Annotated in this window: 14 protein-coding genes and 2 pseudogenes; 7 read left to right on the top strand and 9 right to left on the bottom strand. The window is 71.1% G+C overall.

Translation table 11 applies throughout. From position 1 onward, the window contains the following. Nucleotides 1-103: 103 nt before the first annotated feature. A complete protein-coding gene (locus tag ACFYW9_RS08970; protein ID WP_389146637.1) occupies nucleotides 104-2,272 on the top strand; it encodes a SpoIIE family protein phosphatase in 2,169 nt (722 codons plus the stop codon). A 170-nt stretch (nucleotides 2,273-2,442) separates the two neighbouring features. Here the strand turns inward: ACFYW9_RS08970 and ACFYW9_RS08965 are convergent, their stop codons facing one another. Continuing rightward, complete coding sequence (locus ACFYW9_RS08965; protein WP_389146635.1) at nucleotides 2,443-3,627, bottom strand: type III polyketide synthase; 1,185 nt, start codon at nucleotides 3,625-3,627, stop codon at nucleotides 2,443-2,445. A 353-nt stretch (nucleotides 3,628-3,980) separates the two neighbouring features. On the opposite strand from ACFYW9_RS08965, the pseudogene ACFYW9_RS08960 reads away from it, so the two are divergent. Together ACFYW9_RS08960 and ACFYW9_RS08955 are read left to right on the top strand one after the other, a co-directional pair. Next, a pseudogene (locus tag ACFYW9_RS08960) lies at nucleotides 3,981-4,055 on the top strand (CBS domain-containing protein); the annotation flags it as partial. A gap of 281 nt (nucleotides 4,056-4,336) precedes the next feature. Then, a pseudogene (locus ACFYW9_RS08955) lies at nucleotides 4,337-4,667 on the top strand (IS4 family transposase); the annotation flags it as partial. A 319-nt stretch (nucleotides 4,668-4,986) separates the two neighbouring features. On the opposite strand, the gene ACFYW9_RS08950 reads toward ACFYW9_RS08955, so the two are convergent. Continuing rightward, nucleotides 4,987-5,994 carry an NADP-dependent oxidoreductase gene (locus ACFYW9_RS08950; RefSeq protein ID WP_389146632.1) on the bottom strand — a complete coding sequence of 336 codons (1,008 nt, stop codon included), beginning with the start codon at nucleotides 5,992-5,994 and terminating at the stop codon, nucleotides 4,987-4,989. A 260-nt stretch (nucleotides 5,995-6,254) separates the two neighbouring features. Between ACFYW9_RS08950 and ACFYW9_RS08945 the strand changes: the two genes are divergently transcribed. Both ACFYW9_RS08945 and ACFYW9_RS08940 read left to right on the top strand, forming a co-directional pair. Next, nucleotides 6,255-6,752 (top strand): DUF485 domain-containing protein, encoded by a 498-nt coding sequence (locus ACFYW9_RS08945; RefSeq protein ID WP_389146629.1) that lies wholly within the window; start codon nucleotides 6,255-6,257, stop codon nucleotides 6,750-6,752. Further along, nucleotides 6,749-8,365: a cation acetate symporter gene (locus ACFYW9_RS08940; RefSeq protein ID WP_389146626.1), complete on the top strand. Its 1,617-nt coding sequence runs from the start codon at nucleotides 6,749-6,751 to the stop codon at nucleotides 8,363-8,365. Before ACFYW9_RS08945 ends, ACFYW9_RS08940 begins: the two co-directional genes overlap by 4 nt. A 139-nt stretch (nucleotides 8,366-8,504) precedes the next feature. Here the strand turns inward: ACFYW9_RS08940 and ACFYW9_RS08935 are convergent, their stop codons facing one another. The 6 genes from ACFYW9_RS08935 to ACFYW9_RS08910 all read right to left on the bottom strand — a co-directional run bounded on the left by ACFYW9_RS08935 (nucleotide 8,505) and on the right by ACFYW9_RS08910 (nucleotide 16,132). Next, nucleotides 8,505-10,925: a SpoIIE family protein phosphatase gene (locus ACFYW9_RS08935; protein ID WP_351862781.1), complete on the bottom strand. Its 2,421-nt coding sequence runs from the start codon at nucleotides 10,923-10,925 to the stop codon at nucleotides 8,505-8,507. Nucleotides 10,926-11,255: 330 nt separating this feature from the next. Beyond that, entirely contained in the window at nucleotides 11,256-12,533 is a 1,278-nt protein-coding gene (locus ACFYW9_RS08930; RefSeq protein WP_351862780.1) for an ABC transporter substrate-binding protein, read from the bottom strand. A 5-nt stretch (nucleotides 12,534-12,538) separates the two neighbouring features. Next, nucleotides 12,539-13,687, bottom strand: a complete 1,149-nt coding sequence (locus ACFYW9_RS08925; protein WP_389146621.1) for a branched-chain amino acid ABC transporter permease — start codon at nucleotides 13,685-13,687, stop codon at nucleotides 12,539-12,541. Beyond that, entirely contained in the window at nucleotides 13,684-14,565 is an 882-nt protein-coding gene (locus ACFYW9_RS08920; protein WP_351134784.1) for a branched-chain amino acid ABC transporter permease, read from the bottom strand. The genes ACFYW9_RS08925 and ACFYW9_RS08920 overlap by 4 nt, the downstream gene beginning before the upstream one ends. A 5-nt stretch (nucleotides 14,566-14,570) precedes the next feature. Continuing rightward, a complete protein-coding gene (locus ACFYW9_RS08915; protein ID WP_389146617.1) occupies nucleotides 14,571-15,377 on the bottom strand; it encodes an ABC transporter ATP-binding protein in 807 nt (268 codons plus the stop codon). After that, nucleotides 15,374-16,132, bottom strand: a complete 759-nt coding sequence (locus ACFYW9_RS08910) for an ABC transporter ATP-binding protein (protein ID WP_389146614.1) — start codon at nucleotides 16,130-16,132, stop codon at nucleotides 15,374-15,376. Before ACFYW9_RS08910 ends, ACFYW9_RS08915 begins: the two co-directional genes overlap by 4 nt. Nucleotides 16,133-16,319: 187 nt before the next feature. Between ACFYW9_RS08910 and ACFYW9_RS08905 the strand changes: the two genes are divergently transcribed. Further along, entirely contained in the window at nucleotides 16,320-17,615 is a 1,296-nt protein-coding gene (locus ACFYW9_RS08905) for a PucR family transcriptional regulator (RefSeq protein ID WP_389146611.1), read from the top strand. Next, nucleotides 17,612-18,277 (top strand): TetR/AcrR family transcriptional regulator, encoded by a 666-nt coding sequence (locus tag ACFYW9_RS08900; protein WP_389146608.1) that lies wholly within the window; start codon nucleotides 17,612-17,614, stop codon nucleotides 18,275-18,277. The genes ACFYW9_RS08905 and ACFYW9_RS08900 overlap by 4 nt, the downstream gene beginning before the upstream one ends. Before the next feature lie 280 nt (nucleotides 18,278-18,557). Here the strand turns inward: ACFYW9_RS08900 and ACFYW9_RS08895 are convergent, their stop codons facing one another. After that, complete coding sequence (locus ACFYW9_RS08895; protein WP_389146605.1) at nucleotides 18,558-19,340, bottom strand: SDR family oxidoreductase; 783 nt, start codon at nucleotides 19,338-19,340, stop codon at nucleotides 18,558-18,560. Nucleotide 19,341 lies beyond the last annotated feature (1 nt).

Here is a 19,341-nt window from a genome sequence, read left to right as displayed (position 1 = left end):
CCCGGTGTTATTCAATGAGGTGTGCGGTCAGGGATCTCGGTGCCCCGACGCACGGGTCCGAGTGCAGCCCCGGCGCTGCGCCGGGGATTGCTGAGGGAGCCGCATGGACTCCACACCCTCCCCCTCGTCCTCTTCGCCGTTTCACCAGGTCAGCAGTGCCCTCGGGCGCTACATCCCGCGCGGCGGAGCGGCAGCGGCGGCCGGTCCTGCGAACGCGCGGGGCGACCACGCCACCCGCCAACGCGTACCCGACAACCCGGCAGCCGACCGTCAGGATCAGATTCTCGGCGTGATCAGCCTGGACCGGGATCTGAGAATCACCGGCTGCAATCTGGACGCCCCCGTATTCGCGGGTCTGGACGCCGTGGCCGGGAGTCCCTTCGCCGATCTCCTGCCCGCCGGGGACGTACCGACGGTCACACGGCGGTTGCGGCAGGTCCTGGAGATCGGTGAGGCGCACGTCGCCCGGATCCAGCGCCTGCGGCGCGGCGACGGGTCGGAGCTGGTGGTCTCGCTGAGCATCCTGCCCGCCGCGGCGCCTCAGGAGGGCTTGACCGTCTCCGTGATCGCCATGGCCAGGAGGCTGCACCTGTACGCCGCCGAGACCGCGATCGGCACCTCGCTGGACATCGGCGAGACCGCGCAGTCGCTGGCGGAGTCCCTGCTGGCCTGGGGAGACGTGGCCGCCGTCGACCTCGACTTCGCCGTGTGGACGGGCGAGGGAGTCACCGAGCACGCGCAGGGGCGCATCCGGCTGCGGCGGGCAGCCCTGGTGCCGGACCGGGCGTGGCCCGAGGGTTACGTGACTCCGGGCGGCGATCTTCCGAGCGACGCGAGTCGCCTGCTGGCACAGGCGGTACGGCGGGACGATGCCCCGCAGCCCATCGTCATACCCGACCGGCAGGCGGTCGAGCGGCTGCTCGGCAGTCAGCGAGTGATCCGTGCCCTGGTGCCCGGTGACCGGTCGGCGAGTGTGGCGTGCGTACCGCTGGTCCTGGACGGCACGCCACCCGTCGTGCTGGGCCTGGCGGAGGTCTGGCGGCGGGCGGACCGCCCCTTCCAGGACAGCGAGTTGTTCGACCTGCAGGAACTGGTGGCCAGGACCGCCCATCACGTCGACCTGGCCCGTCAACACCAGCGCGAGCACACGCAGGTGCTGGCGTTGCAGCGCCGACTGCTGCCCCGGACCGGCGGCCACACCATTGAGATCGCCAGCGTCTACCAGCCCGCCACCCCCGACAGCGCGGGCGTCGGCGGCGACTGGGTGAACAGCTTTCCTCTCCCGGACGGCCGTACCGCGCTGGTGGTCGGTGACGTCGTCGGGCACGGCCTGGGAGCCGCGGCAACCATGGGCCAGCTGAGCATGGAGGCCCGCGCGCTGCTGTCCGCGGGGCTGGCACCCGACGAGGTGCTGGAGCACCTGGACGAGACCGTGACGCTGCTGGACGACGCGGAGTCCGGGCTGGCGGCCGGCTACAGCGCCCTCGGCTCCACCTGCTGCATCGCCCTTTACGACCCGGTCAGCCACCACGTGGCGCTCTCCAGCGCGGGCCACCTCCCTCCGGTCCTGGTGCTTCCGAACGGGGACGCGGGCCCGCTCGCGGTCCGCCCTCATCCCGGCCTGGGCGCCGAGTTCGCGCTGCGGGAGCCGTTCGACGTGCACACGTTCGGCGTGCCCCCGGGTTCCCTGCTCGCCTTCTACACCGACGGCCTGGTGGAGGATCCGGCCCTGTCGATCGACGAGGGCATCAGCAAGCTGGCGGATGCCGTGTCCACGGTGCACCCCTGGGACGCCCTGCAGCAGGCCGCACGGCACGTCGTCTCCGTACTGGCGCCCGTGCGCCGGCGCGACGACGTGACCCTGCTGCTCGCGCGCATGATCGGCTACCGCAAGGGGGACACCGCGACCTGGCGGCTACCCGCTCGCGACGACGCGCCCGCACGTGCCCGCGCGCACGTCTCCGCACTGCTGCGGCAATGGAACACCAGGAGCGACACCCAGGACGACGTGCCGCTGCTGGTCAGCGAGCTGGTCACGAACGCGGTGCGCTTTGCCACCGGTCCCGTCACGATACGACTGATCAGGGCCGGTGGTGGTCACGGCCTGCTGTGCGAGGTGGGCGACACCGGCAACGGCAGGCCGCGTCTGAGCAGGGGCGGCCTCCTCGACGACGGCGGGCGTGGCCTGCACATCGTGCACCGGCTCACCACCCGGTGGGGGGTGCGGTGGACGGACACCGGCAAGGTGGTCTGGGCGGAAGTCGCAAGATGACGCGGCTGCCGAGCGGGGCGCTGCCGGGCGTACGCGAGCGCGGCGAGGGCAGGGGCGGCGTGCGCGTCAGCCGGCGCCACCGACGGTACGGAAGGCGCCCTCAGCGGTACCGGTGGCGTGACCGGTGATGCGGGCGGCCCGTTCGCCGCTACGGGTGGCGCGGGCTCGCGCTACAGCCACTCCCCTTCCAGGGCGGTGGCGGTGAGGCCCGGTGCCGCCGCGTACAGGACGGCGCGACTGCCCGGCTTCTGTCCGGCGTCGTGCGCCCGCCTCAGGATGTCGAACACGGCGGCGCCTCCGCGGTTGCCGCTGGTGTAACTGTCCCGGCTGTAGTCCAGCAGCCCGGACGGCCACGCGTCGGGCATCGTCTGCTCCATGTACTCCAGCACCCGGGTCCCGCCGGGGTGCGCGAGCAGCACGTCGGGGTGCCAGGAGTCGGGGGCGTCCTGGTAACGGACGCGCAGCCACTCCCACATCGCGGTGACCGTCTCCTGTACGGCGCGCGGCCCGCGCCGGTCCATCACGAAGTGGGTGCCGTCCGCCCGTGTTTCCAGGCAGTGCAGGTCTTGGGTGTCGGGCACGGTGTGGTGCCAGGCCGCGTCCAGCCGCAGCACGGACTCGCGCCTCGGGCGGCCCGTGACCACCGCGGCGACCGCGGTGTCCGCGAACAGCAACCGGACGATCAGGGACTCGAGGGTGTCGTCCGCGGGCTGGTAGGTCGTGCTCAGCGCTTCCGCGATCACGACCAGGACCACTCGATCGGGGTCCGCGGCCACGAGATCGGCCGCCAGGGCCAGGGAGCGGGTCCCCGCGACACAGGCCCACTGCGTGGCCGGCAGCAGCATCACGTCGTTGCGGAGCGCAAGTCTGTTGGCCAGGGCGATGTCCAGACCGGGCAGCGCCGGGGTGGTGGAGTGACTGGTGATCAGGCAGTCGATGTCCGCGGCGTCCAGCCCGGCGATCTGCAGGGCCCCGCGCGCCGCACGCTCCCCGTAGGACTGCACGGCCTCCCAGGCCGGCGCGGTGCGCTCCTGGACGGTCTGCGGTGCGGGTATCGCCTCGAGGGCGGCGATCACGCGGTCCACGTCCTGCCGGGTGAACCCGTCGCGTGCCAGCGCCTCTTGGGCGGTCCCGATGCCGACAGCCTGCAGGCCGCTGCCGTCGCCGGGCGCGACGGCGGTCTCCAGCGGCAGCATCCACCCGCGGGTCTCGATGCCCGTACTGGCCGCGATGCCGTCGATCCGCGGGGCCCACGCCGCATGCGGGTGCCGGTCGCGCACCTCCGCCACGATCTGGCTGGTCTCCACGGCGTGCTCGCCGTGTATCACGGCAGGAGGGCAGAGGTAAGCGGCCATGATGGGCACCTTTCCAGGGGAACAAGGAGGAACGTCACGAGGGCTGCGTCATGGGCCGCTTCGGAACTTCGCGCCCATGCCGACGGGCTCCACTTCGGGAGTCGCTGTCCAGGTCGAGCATGGACACGAAAGGGACATTTACGCTGTGACTAAGGCAACTTGGGCGGCTTTGAAGGGCGTGATACGGCACACACCGCTGAAACAGAGGGGCCCTCAGAGCGGGTCCACAGGTCTTACCTGACTCACCGCCAGTCGGAGGGGCGCCTGGTCCGGGCGCGCACCGCCGGCGGGCTGGTGTCGGCGCCCGCCGTGACGGTCCCGCGGAGGCGGCCCTGCCGGAGACCACCCGGCCGATGACGCGACACGGCATCGAACGACTCCCGGTGGCCGACGAAAAGGACCGGCTCGTCGGCATCGTCACCCGCCGCGACCCGCTCCAGGTCTTCCTGCGCTCCGCCGAGGAGATCTGGCAGGCCGTGCGACGTGAGGTGTTCGCCGACGCGCTCCGGCTCAGCCCCCAGATCTCCGAAGTCGCCGTCCACGACGGTGCGGTCACGCTCACCGGGCAGCTGGAAAGCGGCACAGCGCCGCCGCCGCGTGGGTCCGACGCGCCCGCTGGACGGTGTCGTCGACGTCGTGAACGACCTCACCTGCCGCTTCGACGACAGGCACACACAAGCCACGGACCGACCGAGCACGGAATGGCCGACCGTCGCGTCGGCCGCGAATCGCCCCGCGCCGCGTCAAGTTGCCCGATCTCCCGGTACGGGTCACCGCCGAACCAGGCCCAGGTCCTCGGCACGGCCCGCATCAGCGACGTGGCCATCACCGTGGACCAGAGTCAACCGGCCCCGGTGGGTCGACGTGACCGGACGCTGCAGTTGACGCGGACCGACCCGGCACGTTCCTGGCGCGCCTGCGAGATCGCCCGGGGGATCGGCTTGGACGACGCACGCGGACTGCGTGCCGAACTCGGCCGGTGGGTCCACGAGGGCATCCTTCGCAGGATCGCCCGCGGCGTCTACGCGCTTGACGACGAGTGAAATCGTCCGGTTGCCTGCACGACCCCGTCTCCGGGGCGTAGACAACCGTGAACTCGCCTTGGCTACGCGGCCTTGGAAGTACCCCGACGAGTTGCGTGAGCGAGCCGTCCGCGAGGTGAGGACCCCAGGCCGCCCCGTCTCGCACGCCGTCCAGGACCTGGGCATCCACAAGAAGGCCCTGGGCAATGGGTCCGCCAGGCCGAGGCCGACCAGGGCGAACGGCCCGATCCGCTGACCACTGCAGAGAGTCAACTGCTGCGAGGCCGCTGCAGTGGCCTCGCCGACCCCCAAAGCGCGGCCCCGCTCCCGGCGGCCGTCATGCCAGCTCCAGGACGAGCTTGCCGACGTTCTCGCCACGGAAGAGCATCTGCAGCGTCTCGGGGAAGTCGTCCACGCTCCCTCTCACGACGTGTTCCTTGACCTTGATGCGGCCGTCGGCGATCCAGGCGGAGATGTCCTGCGCGGCCTGCGGGTAGCGCTTGGCATAGTCGAAGACGACGAATCCCTCCATCCGGGCGCGGCGCACCAGCAGTGTCAGGTAGTTCGAGGGACCCTTGACCGGGGTGGCGTTGTTGTACTGACTGATCGCACCGCAGACCACGACGCGCGCGTGCATCGCCAGCCGGGTCAGTGCAGCGTCGAGGACGTCGCCGCCCACGTTGTCGAAGTAGACGTCGATGCCGTCGGGGGCGTGCCGGCGCAGCGCCTTCCTGACGTCGTCGGCGCGGTAGTCGATCGCCGCGTCGAATCCCAGTTCGTCGGTGAGCAACGCGCACTTCTCCGGCCCACCGGCGATGCCGACCACCCGGCAGCCCTTGGCCTTCGCGATCTGACCCGCGATGGAACCGACCGCGCCGGCCGCCCCCGACACCACGACGGTCTCGCCGTCCTTCAACACCCCGACGTCCAGCAGGCCGAAATAGGCGGTCATGCCGGGCATGCCCAGCGCACCCAGATACGTCGAGGGCGGCGCGAGGGAGGTGTCGATCTTCATGGCGCCCTTGCCGTCGGAGACCACGTGCTCCTGGACGCCGAACATTCCGACCACGTGATCACCCGGCTGGAAGTCGGGGTGGTTGGAGGCGGTGACCTCGATGACCGATCCGGCGCGCATCACCTCACCGATGGCCACCGGCGGCAGGTAGGAGGGACGGTCGTCCAGCCAGCCCCGCATCGCCGGGTCCAGGGAGATGACGCGCGTGCGGCCCGCGAACCGGCCCGGGCCCGGTTCCTCGACGGGCCCCGCGCAGTGCTCCCAGCCATCGGGGTGCACCTCGCCCACGGGGCGGGCTGACAGACGGATCTGGCGGTTGGTCGCGGACATCGCGCCTCCTGTCGTTGCGGCTCCCCTTGACCATACCGACCAGTAGGTACGCCGGTGACCGTGACATGCGCCACAGACTTCCCCGCCCGGCGGGCACCTACGGTTCGCGAGCCGTCGACCGACAGCGCCGGCCGGATGTCACGTCGAGCCCAAAACGTGACGCCCCACGGACTGTCCGGCGTACCAACCAGTCGGTATCGTGCGCCGCCACGCCTCCCCCCAGCCCTCCACGGAACCGAGCCGAGCCGGAAGGCCACGCGATGACATATCCCCATGACCAGCGGTACCCGCAGCAGGAATGGCCGCAGCCGCGGACCGAGCCGTACGGCCGTGCCCCTGGGTACGAGTCGTACGGGCGGGATCCGGGGCAGGAGCCCTCCCCGTCCGGATACGCCGACGCCGCGTACGACTGGTACGGGCAAGCCGCCCGGCAGGAACCGCACGCGCACGAGACACATAGGCACAGCGCCGACCTCGCCGCCCTTCGCTCGGCCTACCGCGTGCTCCGCCGGGTCTCCACGATCACCGCACTCGGCTCCTTCGTGGTGTACGTGCTGCTGTCCTGCTACGCACCGGAACTGATGGGGGCCAGGATCACCGGCGAGCTGAGCCTGGGCATAGCCCTGGGGATCCTTCAGCTCGTCGTCACCTTCGCGGCGGTCTTCTCGTACGAGCGCAGCGCACAACGCTCGGTGGACCCGTTGGCCCGCGTCGTCAGGGAGCGGGCGGCCGACCGACCCGCGGGGGTGGCGAGATGACCGACTTCGACTCCGGGTCGCAGGCCACCGTCCTCGTCCTCTTCACCGCCCTGGTCACCGTCACGCTGCTGATGTGCGTGATGACGGGACCGGACCGCGACGACCTGACGAACTTCTACACCGGCTACCTTTCGCTCACCCCGTTCAAGAACGGCCTGGCCATCGCGGGCGACTACATCTCCGCGGCCACGGTGCTGAGTACCAGCGGCATCATCGCGCTCGCCGGATACGACGGCTATGTCCTCACGGTCAGCACCGCCTTGTCCCTGGTGCTGCTGATGTTCCTGCTGGCCGAACCTCTGCGCAACGCCGGCAGGTTCACCATGGGCGACGTCCTGGCCCGCACCATACCCGGGCGGGCCGTGCGCATCGCTTCCTGCGTCGTGACGCTTTCGGCGACCCTGCCCTTCCTTGTCGTCCAGCTCTCCGGGGCCGGGTCGCTGCTCACCTTCATCCTGGACATCCCGCACGGGGCGGGCGCCAGGACGGCGTGCATCGTCATCGTCGGCAGCCTGATGATCATTTACGCGGCGCTCGGCGGTATGCGGGGAACCGCGCTCCTTCAGATGATCAAGATCGTCATCCTGCTCGGCACCAGCGTCGTCGTCGCCGCCCTGGTCCTGAACCGCTTCGGCTGGAATCCCGGAGACCTGCTCAGGGCCGCCCAGCACGGCAGCGGCACGGGCCCAGCCTTCCTTCGACAGGGCCTTCAGTTGGGCACCTCGGCCGGCGACCGGCTGGACTTCGTCGGTCTCCAGATCACCGTGGTCCTCGGCGTGGCCTGCCTTCCCCACATCACCATGCGTCTGTTCTCCGCGCAGGACGTGCCGGCCGTGCGTCGCTCCATGTCGTGGGCCGTCGGCACGGTCACCACCTTCTGCCTGCTCGTGATCATCTTGGGTACGGGTGCGGCAGCCCTGGTGGGATCGCGGTCCATCATCGCGGCCGACCCGCACGGCAGGACGTCGGTGCTCATGCTGTCGCAGGTGCTCGGCGGGGCCCCCGCCTCCGCGGGCGCGACGATTCTCTACTCGGCCGTGGCGGGAATGGTGTTCATCACCCTGCTGTCCTCGGTCGCGGGGATGACCCTGGCCGCGGCCTCGTCGCTCGCCCACGACCTGTTCGCCCATGCGGCGCGGCAGGGACGGGCGGAGCCGCGTACGGAGATGACGGTGGCGGCGTGGACGAGCGTGGCCGTGGGAACCGTGGCCATCGGGCTCGCCACCCTGGTCCAGAGCTGGGACGTCGGCGTGCTGACCACTCTGGCCGTCTGCATCGGGGCATCCGCGGTGGCTCCCGCGCTGACCTACTCCCTGTTCTGGAGAGGATTCACGCGCACCGGCCTGCTAGCCACCCTCTATGGCGGCGCGGCCTGCGCGCTGGTGCTGATGGTCTTCTCCAAGGCCGTCTCGGGCACGCCGTCCGCCGTCTTCCCGAACGCCGACTTCCACTGGTTCCCGATGCAGTCCACCGGACTGGTCTCCATCCCGTTCGGTTACCTGGCGGGCTGGCTGGGCAGCCGTCTGGACCACCGGCGCCGCGCCGCCGACAGCCGGGAGAGCCGGCTGCTGTACGAGGAGAGCGAGGAACGTCTGCTCGCCGCAGCCGAATGACCGAGGTGGCGGGGGCGGACCGGGCAGGCGGCCTCGCTCCCGCCGCCGCAGTCCGCCCAGGGCCCCGCGCGGAGCCCCATGACAGCCGTATGCCTGCACGCGCGCCGATGTGTGAGTCGACAGCAACGGCCTGCGACGGTCAGGTGAGCGTGCCGGCCAGTGATTGCTCGGTCCACACCGTTTTGCCTTCGCGGGTGTAGCGAGTACCCCAGCGTTCGGCCATCTGGGCCACCAGGAACAGGCCGCGCCCGCCCTCGTCGGTGGTACGGGCGCGGCGCAGGTGTGGTGCGGTGTGGCTGGTGTCGCTGACCTCGCACACCAGGAACCGTTCACGGATCAGCCGCAGGGTCGCAGGACCACTGGCGTACCGGTAGGCGTTGGTGACCAGTTCGCTGGCGATCAACTCGGTGCTGAACGCCAAGTGCTCCAGGCCCCATTCGGTCAGCTTGGCCGAGGTCAACGCCCGGGCCCGGGCGGCGCCGGCAGGCTCCAGCGTCAGCTGCCAGGAGGCGACATCCTCCGGTGGCAGCATGCGGGTGCGCGCGATCAGCAACGCGATGTCGTCGCTGGGGTGTGCGGGCACGAGCGAGTCGACCACGGCTTGGCATGTCCGTTCCAGCTCGTCCGCAGGGCGGGTGAGCGCTGCGCACAGCTTGCTCAGGCCGATGTCCGCGTCGATGTCGCGTTCGCCGATGATTCCGTTGGTGTACAGGCACAGCAGGCTTCCCGCGGCCAGGTCGATCTCCCGGGCCTCGAACGGCAGGCCGCCCAGGCCGAGAGGTGGGCCTGCGGGCAGATCGAGCAGCGCCACGTGTCCATCCGGACCGGTCACCACCGGAGGCGGGTGGCCCGCGCGGGCCACGGAGCACCGCCGGGAGACAGGGTCGTACACGGCGTACAGGCAGGTGGCGCCGACGACCTGCTCGCCCACGGGCCGTTCGCCGAACGCTTCCTGTTCGGCCGCCAGCAAGGTGACCAGGTCGTCCAGGCGCGAGAGGACCTCGTCCGGTTCCAGGTCGAGGCTGGCGAGCGTGTGTACGGCGGTGCGCAGCCGGCCCATCGTGGCAGCGGCGTGGATGCCGCGTCCCACCACGTCGCCGACGACGAGCGCGACCCGAGCCCCGGACAGCGGAATGACGTCGAACCAGTCGCCGCCCAGGCCCGGGGCCGCGCTGGCCGGCAGGTACCGCAGGGCCACCTCGACGGCCGACTGGTCCGGGACCGTCCGGGGCAGAAGGCTGCTCTGCAGGGTGAAGGCGGTCTGTTGCTGCTGGGTGAAGCGCCGGGCGTTGTCGATGGCGACGGCGGCGCGCGAGCCGAGTTCCTGGGCGAGGGTGAGGTCGTCCGCCTCGAAGGGATCGGGGCGGACCGACCGCCACAGCGTCAGCACACCCAGCACCAGGCCACGTGCGGCGAGAGGTACCACGATCAGCGAGTGGGCGCCCGGGTCCGGGGCGTGGGCGTCCTGGCGGCTTTCGGTCGAGACGGAGTCGGACGACAGAACCGGTTCCAGGACGGGCCGCCCCTCGGCCAGGCATCTCGACTGCGGGGTGTCGGGTGCGAACTCCACCGGCACGCCCTGGCCGTGGGGCGGGCCGGGTTGCTGAGTTCCGATGCCGCAGACCCCCACTCGAACCACAGGTCCCGCCAGTGCCCGAGCCGGCTCCTCACCGCATGTGACCGACTCGAGCAGGTCCACCGACGCGTGGTCGGCGAGGTGCGGCACCATCACCTCGGCGAGTTCCCGGGCGGTCTCCGCCACGTCGAGCGTGGTTCCGATACGACTGCCGGCCTGGTCGAGGAGCGCGAGCCGACGCCGGGCCCGGTGGCGTCCGGTGATGTCCTCGATCATCTCGGCCACGCCCAGGACGCGGCCGGAGCGATCCTCCATCCGGAAGGCCGAGACCAAGGCGACCCGCTCTCGTACCGGATCCGATTCGAGGCGAGCGAACTGCTCGGAGTAGATCAACGGTCTGCCGGTCTCCATCACCTGACGCACACGGTCCACGGCCTTGCGCGCGTCGTCGGGAAGGAGCATGTAGCCGGTCGGCAGACCTCGAAAATCTGCCGCCGGGACGCCGGTGAAGCGTTCGACGGCCCGGTTGACCCGGAGAACTTTCAGGTCGGGGCCGTGGACGACCAGGCCGATCGGACACTGGCGGTACAACCCGTCGAGAATCGCGCGGTCCCTCTGCCAGGCCAGGACGTCGGCCGCAGGTGCCCCGGCGACAAGCCACTCACGGACCCGGTCGTCGCGGGAGAACGTCTGGGCCCTGAGCCCCATTTCCACAAGCCGGCCGTCGCGGTGCCGCACTTTGAGCAACCCGAACCAGCCGTCGGCTCTCCGGCAACTCGCCGCGGCCTCCCTCAGGGCCGGCAGATCACGCGGATCGACGAGGACCTCGAAGGCCTGACGACCGATCACGGCTGCGCCCGGATGGCCGAGCAGCTCCTCGGCCCGCCGGTTCCACCCGACCACGGCACCCCGGTCGTCGAGCACCGCCAGGGCGGCGAGGGGCGGGGCGAACGGATCGTCGTAGCTTCCGCTGAGCTCCGTCATCCGCATCTCCACAGTCGGCTGACCCGCTGATACGCCTAAGCCTAGTGAACCCGGTGGGGCCGCGCGCGCGCCGACCGCGGCCGGTGCGGGTCATCACGGCAGGCCCGCCGGTCCGCTGTCAGCGGCCCGCGGACACCCAGCCTGATGCGGCTCCTGCGCGTCCGCTGGACAGCGAGCCTCCTCCACGGCCGACGGCCCGATCCGGCGCCGCGTGCCCGGCGGGCATCGGGTCGTCCGCGTACCGGCAGGCACGCACGGCTCCGGGCCCCTGGGACGGGGCGGGGGCGGTCCCCGGGCGTCAGGGCATCGACGCGGACCGCCCCCGCCGGCTCACTTCGCCACCGGACCGAACTCCTTGCGGGTGTCGACCGGCTCGCCGAACAGCTGCCACCGCTCGCCCTTGAACCGCATCAGCTGCATCGTCTCCAGCGGGAAGGCGTCACCATGGCCGGTGGACATGGTGACCCCGGGCAGGAGCATGCCCACCTTCACGTCCTTCAGGCTGCGCACCGCGTCCCGCAGTCCTTCCCTGGTCGGACACTTCATCGCGTCCAGGGCCTGGTGCAGGCTGGAGGCGGCGGCCCAGCCGTAGGCGTTGAACTGGTTGGCCGGGTCGGCGTCGGGTGCGTACTTGTGGAGCGCGTCCTTGTACGCCTTCATCTCGGGGTCGGCGGCCCACTGCGGGTCGGCGGGGTCCTTGAAATAGGTGGCCGAGACCACGCCTTGGACGTTCTTGAACCCGACCGGCTTGAGCACGGCGGCGGACGAGGCCACGTTGTTCACGATGTGCAGCGGGTTCCACTTGGTGTTCTTGGCGTCGGCGGCGAGGGCCTGGCTGCCGAACTTGGGGGTGGTGACATCCAGCAGCACGTCCGCCTCGGAGCGTGCGAGGCTCGCCATCTGTGCCGACACGGAGGGGTCCGTGACCTCGTAGCTCTCCTCGGCGACCACCTTGACGCCGCTGCCGGCGACGGCCTTCTTGAACCCGCCGAGCAGGTCCTTGCCGAAGTCGTCGTTCTGGTAGAGGACCGCGACCTTGGCCTCGGGCCTCGCGTCCTCGAGGTACTTGGCGTACACGCGTGCCTCGGCCACGTAGTTGGGCTGCCAGCCGATGGTCCAGGGGTGCTGGTCGCCCGTGCCCCAGGCGGAGGCGCCCGTGGCGACGAAGGGCTGCGGCACCTTCTGCTTGTTGAGGTAGTCCCACACGGCTGCCGTGGACGGGGTGCCCAGGGTCTGGAACACCGCGAAGACCTTTTCCTGCTCGACGAGTCTGCGGGCCTCCTCGACCGCCTTGGGCGGCTGGTAGCCGTCGTCGCGGACGACGAACTCGACCTTGCGGCCGTCTATGCCGCCCTTGTCGTTGACGTGACTGAAGTAGGCGGCCACGCCCTTGCTGATCGTGCCGTACGCGGAGGCAGGTCCCGACAGCGGGTAGATCCCACCCAGCTTGATGGTCTTGTCGGTGATGCCGGTGGTCTGCTGGCCCTTGCACGCGCCACCGGCGGTGGTGTCCTGGGCGTCCTGACCTCGCTGGCTGCTGCAGGCGGTCGCGGTGAGCAGTGCGGCGGTCGCGGCCGCGGCCGCCCGCAGAACGGTCGTCTTGCGCATGTGGTTCATTCCTTTTCCGTGCGGGGCGGTGCGCCCACGGGTTCGGCGTCGACAACTGCGGGGTCCGCAGGAGCGTGGGTCTCGGAGGGTCCGGACAGGGCCTGGGACTCCGGCTCCGCATCGGGCGCGGATTCGGCCTCCGGCGTCCGGTCGAGGGCAGCGGTGGCGCGAGGCGGGCGACGGGCGACCGCGCCCAGGACACGGCCCGGCAGACCGGCCAGTCCCGTCGGGGCCACGAACATCACCGTGATGATCAGCAGGCCGAACACCACTCCTGGCGCCGCCTCGCTGACGTCCTGGGACACGCTCGGCACGTACATCACGAACGCCGCCCCCAACAGGGGTCCGTACAGCGAGCCGAGACCCCCGACCACCAGGCCGGCCAGCAGCGTGATGGACAGAACGAAGCTGAAGGAGTCGGGCGAGACGAACCCGATCACCCAGGTGTACAGACACCCGGCGACACCCGCGAACATCGCGCTCCACGCGAAGGCGAGGGTCTTGTGCAGCGACAACCGCACGCCCATGACCTCGGCGGCGCTCTCGTTGTCCCGCACGGCCAGCAGTGCCCGGCCGACCCGGGACCGCAGCAGGTTGCGGGCGAGCAGCAGGGCCACCGCGGTGACGGAGAGGACGACGAAGTACATCCACTGGTCCTCGGCCAGCCCGCTCCACGCCGGCGGCCGCAGCTTGTTCACGGTCAGCCCCATGGAGCCGCCCGTCACCGGTTCGAGCCGCTTGAGCAGGGGCGGCAGGAACACCGCGAACGAGAGGGTGACCAGGGCCAGGTACAGCCCGCGCAGTCGCAGCGCGGGCACGCCGAACCCGAGGCCCAGCAGGAAGCATCCGGCGGCCGCGGCCGGCAGCGTGGCCAGGTGGCCGGTGTCGTACCGGTCGAGCATGACCGCCGCCGTGTAGGCGCCCGCCGCGAAGAACGCGCCGTGTCCGAGCGAGATCTGCCCGCCGAAGCCGGTCAACAGGTTCAGGCCGGACAGCGCCACGGCGTACACGAGCACCATGGTGAGCTGGAAGACCTGGAAGGGGGCGAAGTAGAACGGTGCGCCGACGGTGACCGCCGCCGCGACGAGGACGGTGAGCGTGGGCCGCAGCCACCGGACCCGGTCGGTGCCGAGTGACGCTGTGATGGTGCTCATGCGCGCTCCACCGCCGCCCGTCCGAAGAGGCCCTGGGGCCGCACCAGCAGCACCGCCAGAATGATCACGAGGGGGACGCCCACCTTCAGATCGGCGCCGATCACGTCCACGTACGCCCCGGTCAAGGTCTCGGCGACACCCACGAACAGGCCGCCGACGACCGCGCCGACCGGGCTGTCGAAGCCCCCGAGGGTGGCCGCGGCGAACGCGTAGATCAGCACCCCGCCCATCATGTTGGGCTCCAGGAACAGCACCGGGGCGACGAGCACGCCCGACACCGCGCCGACCGTCGCGGCCAGGCCCCAGCCGAGCATCAGCACCCGGCCCACCCGGATGCCGGACAACCGGGCGGAGGCCGGATTACAGGCGACCGCCCGCATCACCAGACCGATGGATGTGTGCTGGAACAGCAGATACAGCAGGCCCATCACGACGGCCACCACACCGATGATCCCGAGCGTCGACCAGTCCATGCGCACACCGGTCAGGTCGAGTCCGCCGTCGGGGAAGGGCTGCGGGAAGTCCTTCACGGTGAACGACCAGATCAGGCCGGCCAGCGCGTTGACGAAGATGAACAGGCCGACCGTGACGATGACCACCGTCAGCTCGGGCGCGCCCTGTACGGGGCGGATGACGATCCGCTCGAGCAGCATGCCGCCGGCGAAGGACACCGCGAGGGTGGCCGGCAGTGCCAGCCAGTACGGCATCCCGGACGCCACCAGCTGCCAGGCGACGTACGTCGAGAGCATGGCCAGCTCGCCCTGCGCGAAGTTGACGATCCCCGTGAACCGGTGGATCAGTACCAGGGCCAGGGCCAGGCTGGCGTACACGGCGCCGGAGCCCAGTCCTTCCACCACTTGTTGAAGCAGATCGGTCACGGCGCTCACCCGGCCTTTTGGGAGAGGACGGAGACCCCGAGGTACACCTCGGCGACCTGCCCGTCCTCGCGGATCTGTGCGGCCGGTCCGGACAGCACCAGGCGGCCGGCCTCCAGTACGTGGGCCCTGTGCGCGATATCCAGCGCGAGCTGGGCGTTCTGCTCGACGACGACCACGGTGGTGCGTTCCTCCTCGTTGACGGCACGGACGATCTCGAACAGCTCGCGGGTGACCAGCGGCGCGAGCCCCAGGGACGGCTCGTCCAGGAGCAGCAGCGAGGGCCGCAGCATCAGCGCCCTGCCGACGGCGAGCATCTGCTGCTCGCCGCCGCTGAGGCTGCCGGCGGCCTGCCGCGACCGCTGGCGCAGCTTGGGGAAGTAGTCGTAGATCCGTTCCAGGTCGGCCACCACGGCCGCACGCTCGGTGCGGCCCCGCCGCCGCGGGCCGGTGCGCAGGTGGGCGCCGATGCGCAGGTTCTCCTCGACGGTCAGGTCGTTGAAGGTGCCCCGGCCCTCGGGCACATGCGCCACGCCGAGCCTGGCGGCCTGCTCGGGCGAGCGGCCCAGGAGTTCCGTGCCGTTCAGGGTGACCGAGCCGCGGCCGCGGACCATGCCGCACAGCGCCCGCAGCGTCGTGGTCTTGCCCGCGCCGTTGGGTCCGAGGATCGCGCACACCTCACCGCGGGCGACGGAGAAGTCGAGGCCCTGCAGCACGCGGGCCTGGCCGTATCCGGCGTGCAGGTCGGAGACCTTCAGGAAGTCCGGCTCCGCACCCGCCGCGGACTCGGTGCCGCCGGTGGTGGGCTCGCTCACGCGGCCACCCCCAGGTACGCCTCGACGACCGCCGGGTCGCGCTGGATCTCCTCCGGCGTGCCCTCGGCGATCTTGCGGCCGAAGTCGAGGCAGACCACCTTGTCGCACAGGCCCATCACGAAGGCCATGTGGTGTTCGACCACCACGAGCGTGAGGTCGAACTCCTGGCGCACCGAGCGGACCAGATCCGCGAATTGGTCCACCTCGCCGTGGCTGAGCCCGTTGACGGGTTCGTCGAGCAACAGCAGCCGGGGCCGTACCGCGAGCGCCCGGGCGAGTTCGACGCGTTTGAGCGTGCCGAACGGCAGTCCGGAGGCGGGATGGTCGGCGACGTCCGCCAGGCCGAGCCGCAGTAGCAGGTCGTCCGCCTGGTCACGTAGTGCCCTCTCCTCCCGCCGGACGCGGGGCAGCCGGAGCGCCGCGGCGAGGTGTCCGGTGCGCCCCCGGCTGTGGGCGCCGACCATGACGTTCTCCCGGACCGTGAGCTGCGGGAACAGGCCCAGGTTCTGGAAGGTGCGGGCGATGCCGCGCCCCGCCACGGCGTGCGGGGGGAGGGCGAGCAGGTCCTCGTCCTCGAACCGCACGTCTCCCCCGTCGGGAGTGCAGCGCCTGGTGAGGCAGTTGAACAAGGTGGTCTTGCCGGCTCCGTTCGGCCCGATGAGCCCTACGGCGGTACCCGGCTCGACGGTGAAAGCGACACCGTCCAATGCCGTGATCCCGCCGAAGCGCACGGTGATGTCTTCGACCGCGAGCATGAGTGACGCCCCTTCCGAGGTGCTGGGGGGTGGGCGAGCGTCACAGTAGGTGGGGGCGTTGCAGGCGCACATTGGGTGTGAGCACCCAACTTCTCGGTCGCCGAACTGTGCGCCGCGCACAGGTGCCGGGAGATGTCTCGCGCTGAGCCTGTTGACGAAGCACGAGGAGGGCAGCGACGATCGGCCCATGCCTCGCGGTCCTGCACTGGGCACTCCCCGACTCTCCGAACCGCTCCGCCTGGAGCGGCGGCGGATCCTGCACGCCGTCCACGACCGGGTCGAGGAGGTGGCGGAGACCGCCGTCGAGGTGATGCGCGCGGAGATCCCGTCGTACGCGCTGCAGGACGAACGGTTCTTCGGCGACGTACGGGACCAGGTGCTCGAGCACTACCGGATGCAGTTGGCGGCACTTGCCGGCGATCGCGACATCGCCCCCGAGGACCTGGTCTTCAGCCGCGCGGCAGCGATGCGCCGAGCACGCGCGGGGTTCGCCCTGGAGGACTGGATCAGTGCCTTCCGGGTCGGCCGGCAGGTGCTGTGGGACGCGCTGCTGGACTGCGCGGGCACGTCCGCCGGGGCCCAGCAGGCCGCGCTGTCCCTCGTCACCCCGCTGATGCGGTACGTCGACTACGCCAGCACCCATGCCGCGCAGGCCTACGTCGAGTACCAGCAGCACGTGGTGGCGGACGCGGACCGGGAGCGCCGCGATCTCCTGGACCAGCTCCTGGCCGGGGTGGCACCGACACGCGGTCCGCTGATGGCCGCGGCTCAGGCGTACGGCGTCGGACCGCGCTCGCCGATGATGGCGGTCGTGGCGGTGTGCGTCGGCGACACCCGCACCGGCGACCCGACCTCGGCCGAGAACGGGTATGCCGCCAGCGCGTCGATCAGCGTCGCCGGGCCCTGGGCCGGCAGAACGCTGGTCGTCGTGCGGCACGGCGAGGTGGTGGCCGTGCCCGTGGTCCGGGCCGGCATGGACGCGGAGGACATCTGCGCCCACTTCGAGACCGTGCAGCGGCGGCTCGCGCGGGCCGGGACCATGCTCTCCATGGGAATCAGTACGGTCGCCCAGGGCGCAGGTGAACTTCCGCGTGCCTACCAGGAGGCGCGGGCCGCCCTCGACCTGGTGCCGGACGGGGGCGGGGTGGCGGCGCTGCCACGGCTGTCCCCGTTCGACTACCTGGCGCTGCGCGCCGACGACCTCGCACGCCAACTGGTCGATCCCCGGGTGCGGTCGATGCTGGAGGAGGACCGCAGACGTGGCGACACGCTGGCCGCCACCATACGGGCCTTCGCGGAGGCGGACCTCAACCTGCGGCTGGCCGCCGAGCGCTTGCGGGTGCACCACAACACGGCGCACTACCGGTTGCGCCGGATCGAGGAACGCAGCGGCCGCAATCCGCGCCGGATCGCCGACCTCCTGGAACTACTGGTCGCCCTCGCCATCCGCGACGGGGCCGAGGAAAGCGGGGATTGCGAGTGAGCGGCATCGGGGAATCTGCCGGGCCCGAGACGGCACGTCAGCTGCCGGGCGGGCAGGGGGACACGGGCCTGCCCGAGGAAGCCGCCGGGCAGGACGGAAGCCTCCGGCGCACGCTGCTCGACGCCGCGCTGGAGGTGTTCGCCGAGCGCGGTTACACCGACGCCGGTCTCACCGAGATCGCGGCGCGCTGCGGCATCCCGGTCGGCAGCCTCTTCCAGCACTACGGCGGAAAGCGAGGGCTGTATCTCGCCCTGTGGGAAGAGTTCCGGGAGGAGCAGGAGCGTCGAACCGCGGCCACACTGACCGCCGAGCGCAACCGCGGCGTGGAGGACCCCGTCGCCCTCTTCGTGGCGGGAGCCAGGGCCTACCTGGAGGGTGCCTGGGACAACCGGAGGCTCGGCAGACTCCTCGTGGAGGACGACGGCCCCGCGGGCTTCGACGCGCTGCGCCGCCAGTGGGACCGCGCATGGGTACGGCGCAACGCCCGGCTCCTGGAGGTCGACGAGCGGCGACGCGCCGGCCGGGTCAGGGTCAGCGTGCTGACCACCGTCATCGGAGGAACGGCGCGCGAGCTGGGCGACTGCGGGGACGAGACGGAAGCCCGCGAGATCGTGGACGAGGTGTGCGGCATCCTGATCCATCTGTCGGCGCCGCCCGGCTGAAACGCCCGGCACCGGGCGGAGGCGACAGGACCGGCCCCGGCCCGACGACGCCTCACTCCCCGGACAACCCGCGCCGAGCGCCGCCATCGACCTCGCCCGCCGCCTCCACGCCGATGACCTCCTCACCGAGCTGCCTCGGGGCAACAGCGGTCACGAGGGTGCACGCCTCGGCGTCGATCGCGACGCCGTCCAGGCCAGGACCTGTCCGGCCGGTCAAGTTGCAGGAAAGGGACGGCGCCCGTCCAGTGCTGCGTCCGCGGCGTGATCGGCCGGCCAGGTCCTAGACACCGGTGTCGGCTCCCTGTCTGAACGGGAGCGCGTCACCGAGGAGTTGGCCGCCGTCGATCACCATCGTCTCGCCGGTGATCCAACTCGCGGCGTCCGAGACGAGAAAGGCGACCGCCGAGGCGATGTCGGCCGGCTCCCCTATGCGCCCGAGCGCCGTCGCGGCGGACAGGGCCTGCTCATGGTCCTTCCACAGAGCCTCGGCCAGCTTCGTGCGCACCACACCCGGCGCCACCGCGTTGACGCGGACCTTGGGCGAGAGTTCCAGGGCCAGTTGCTTCGTGAGGTGGATCAGTGCGGCCTTCGACGCGTTGTACAACCCGATGTTCGCCTCGAGGGTCATGCCGCCGACCGAGGCGGTGTTGACGACGGCGCCGCCGTGCTCGCCCATCCAGGCCCGCACGGCCAGCCCCGTCCACAGGACAGGAGCCCACACGTTCACGTCGAAGGTCTTGGCGAACCGGACGTGGTCCTGGTCGATGACGGGTCCGAAGGCCGGGTTGGTCCCCGCGTTGTTGACGAGGATGTCGAGGCTTCCGAAGCGCTCGAGCGTCAGATCGACGCAGCGCCGGGCCGCTTCTTCGTCGACCGCGTGCACACCGACGCCGATCGCCGTGCCCCCGACCTGGGCCGCGGCGGCGTCCGCCGCCTCCTGGGACCGGGAGGTGAGGACGACGTTTCCGCCGGCGGCGGCGATGGTCTGGGCGATCGCCAACCCGATACCGCGGGAGGCGCCCGTGATGACGGCGGTACGACCGCTGAGGTCCAGCCCTGCCATT

Origin of the sequence: Streptomyces sp. NPDC002698 (assembly GCF_042888945.1) — a bacterium.
Taxonomy (GTDB): domain Bacteria; phylum Actinomycetota; class Actinomycetes; order Streptomycetales; family Streptomycetaceae; genus Streptomyces.
This window is presented reverse-complemented; position numbering and strand designations above follow the sequence as displayed.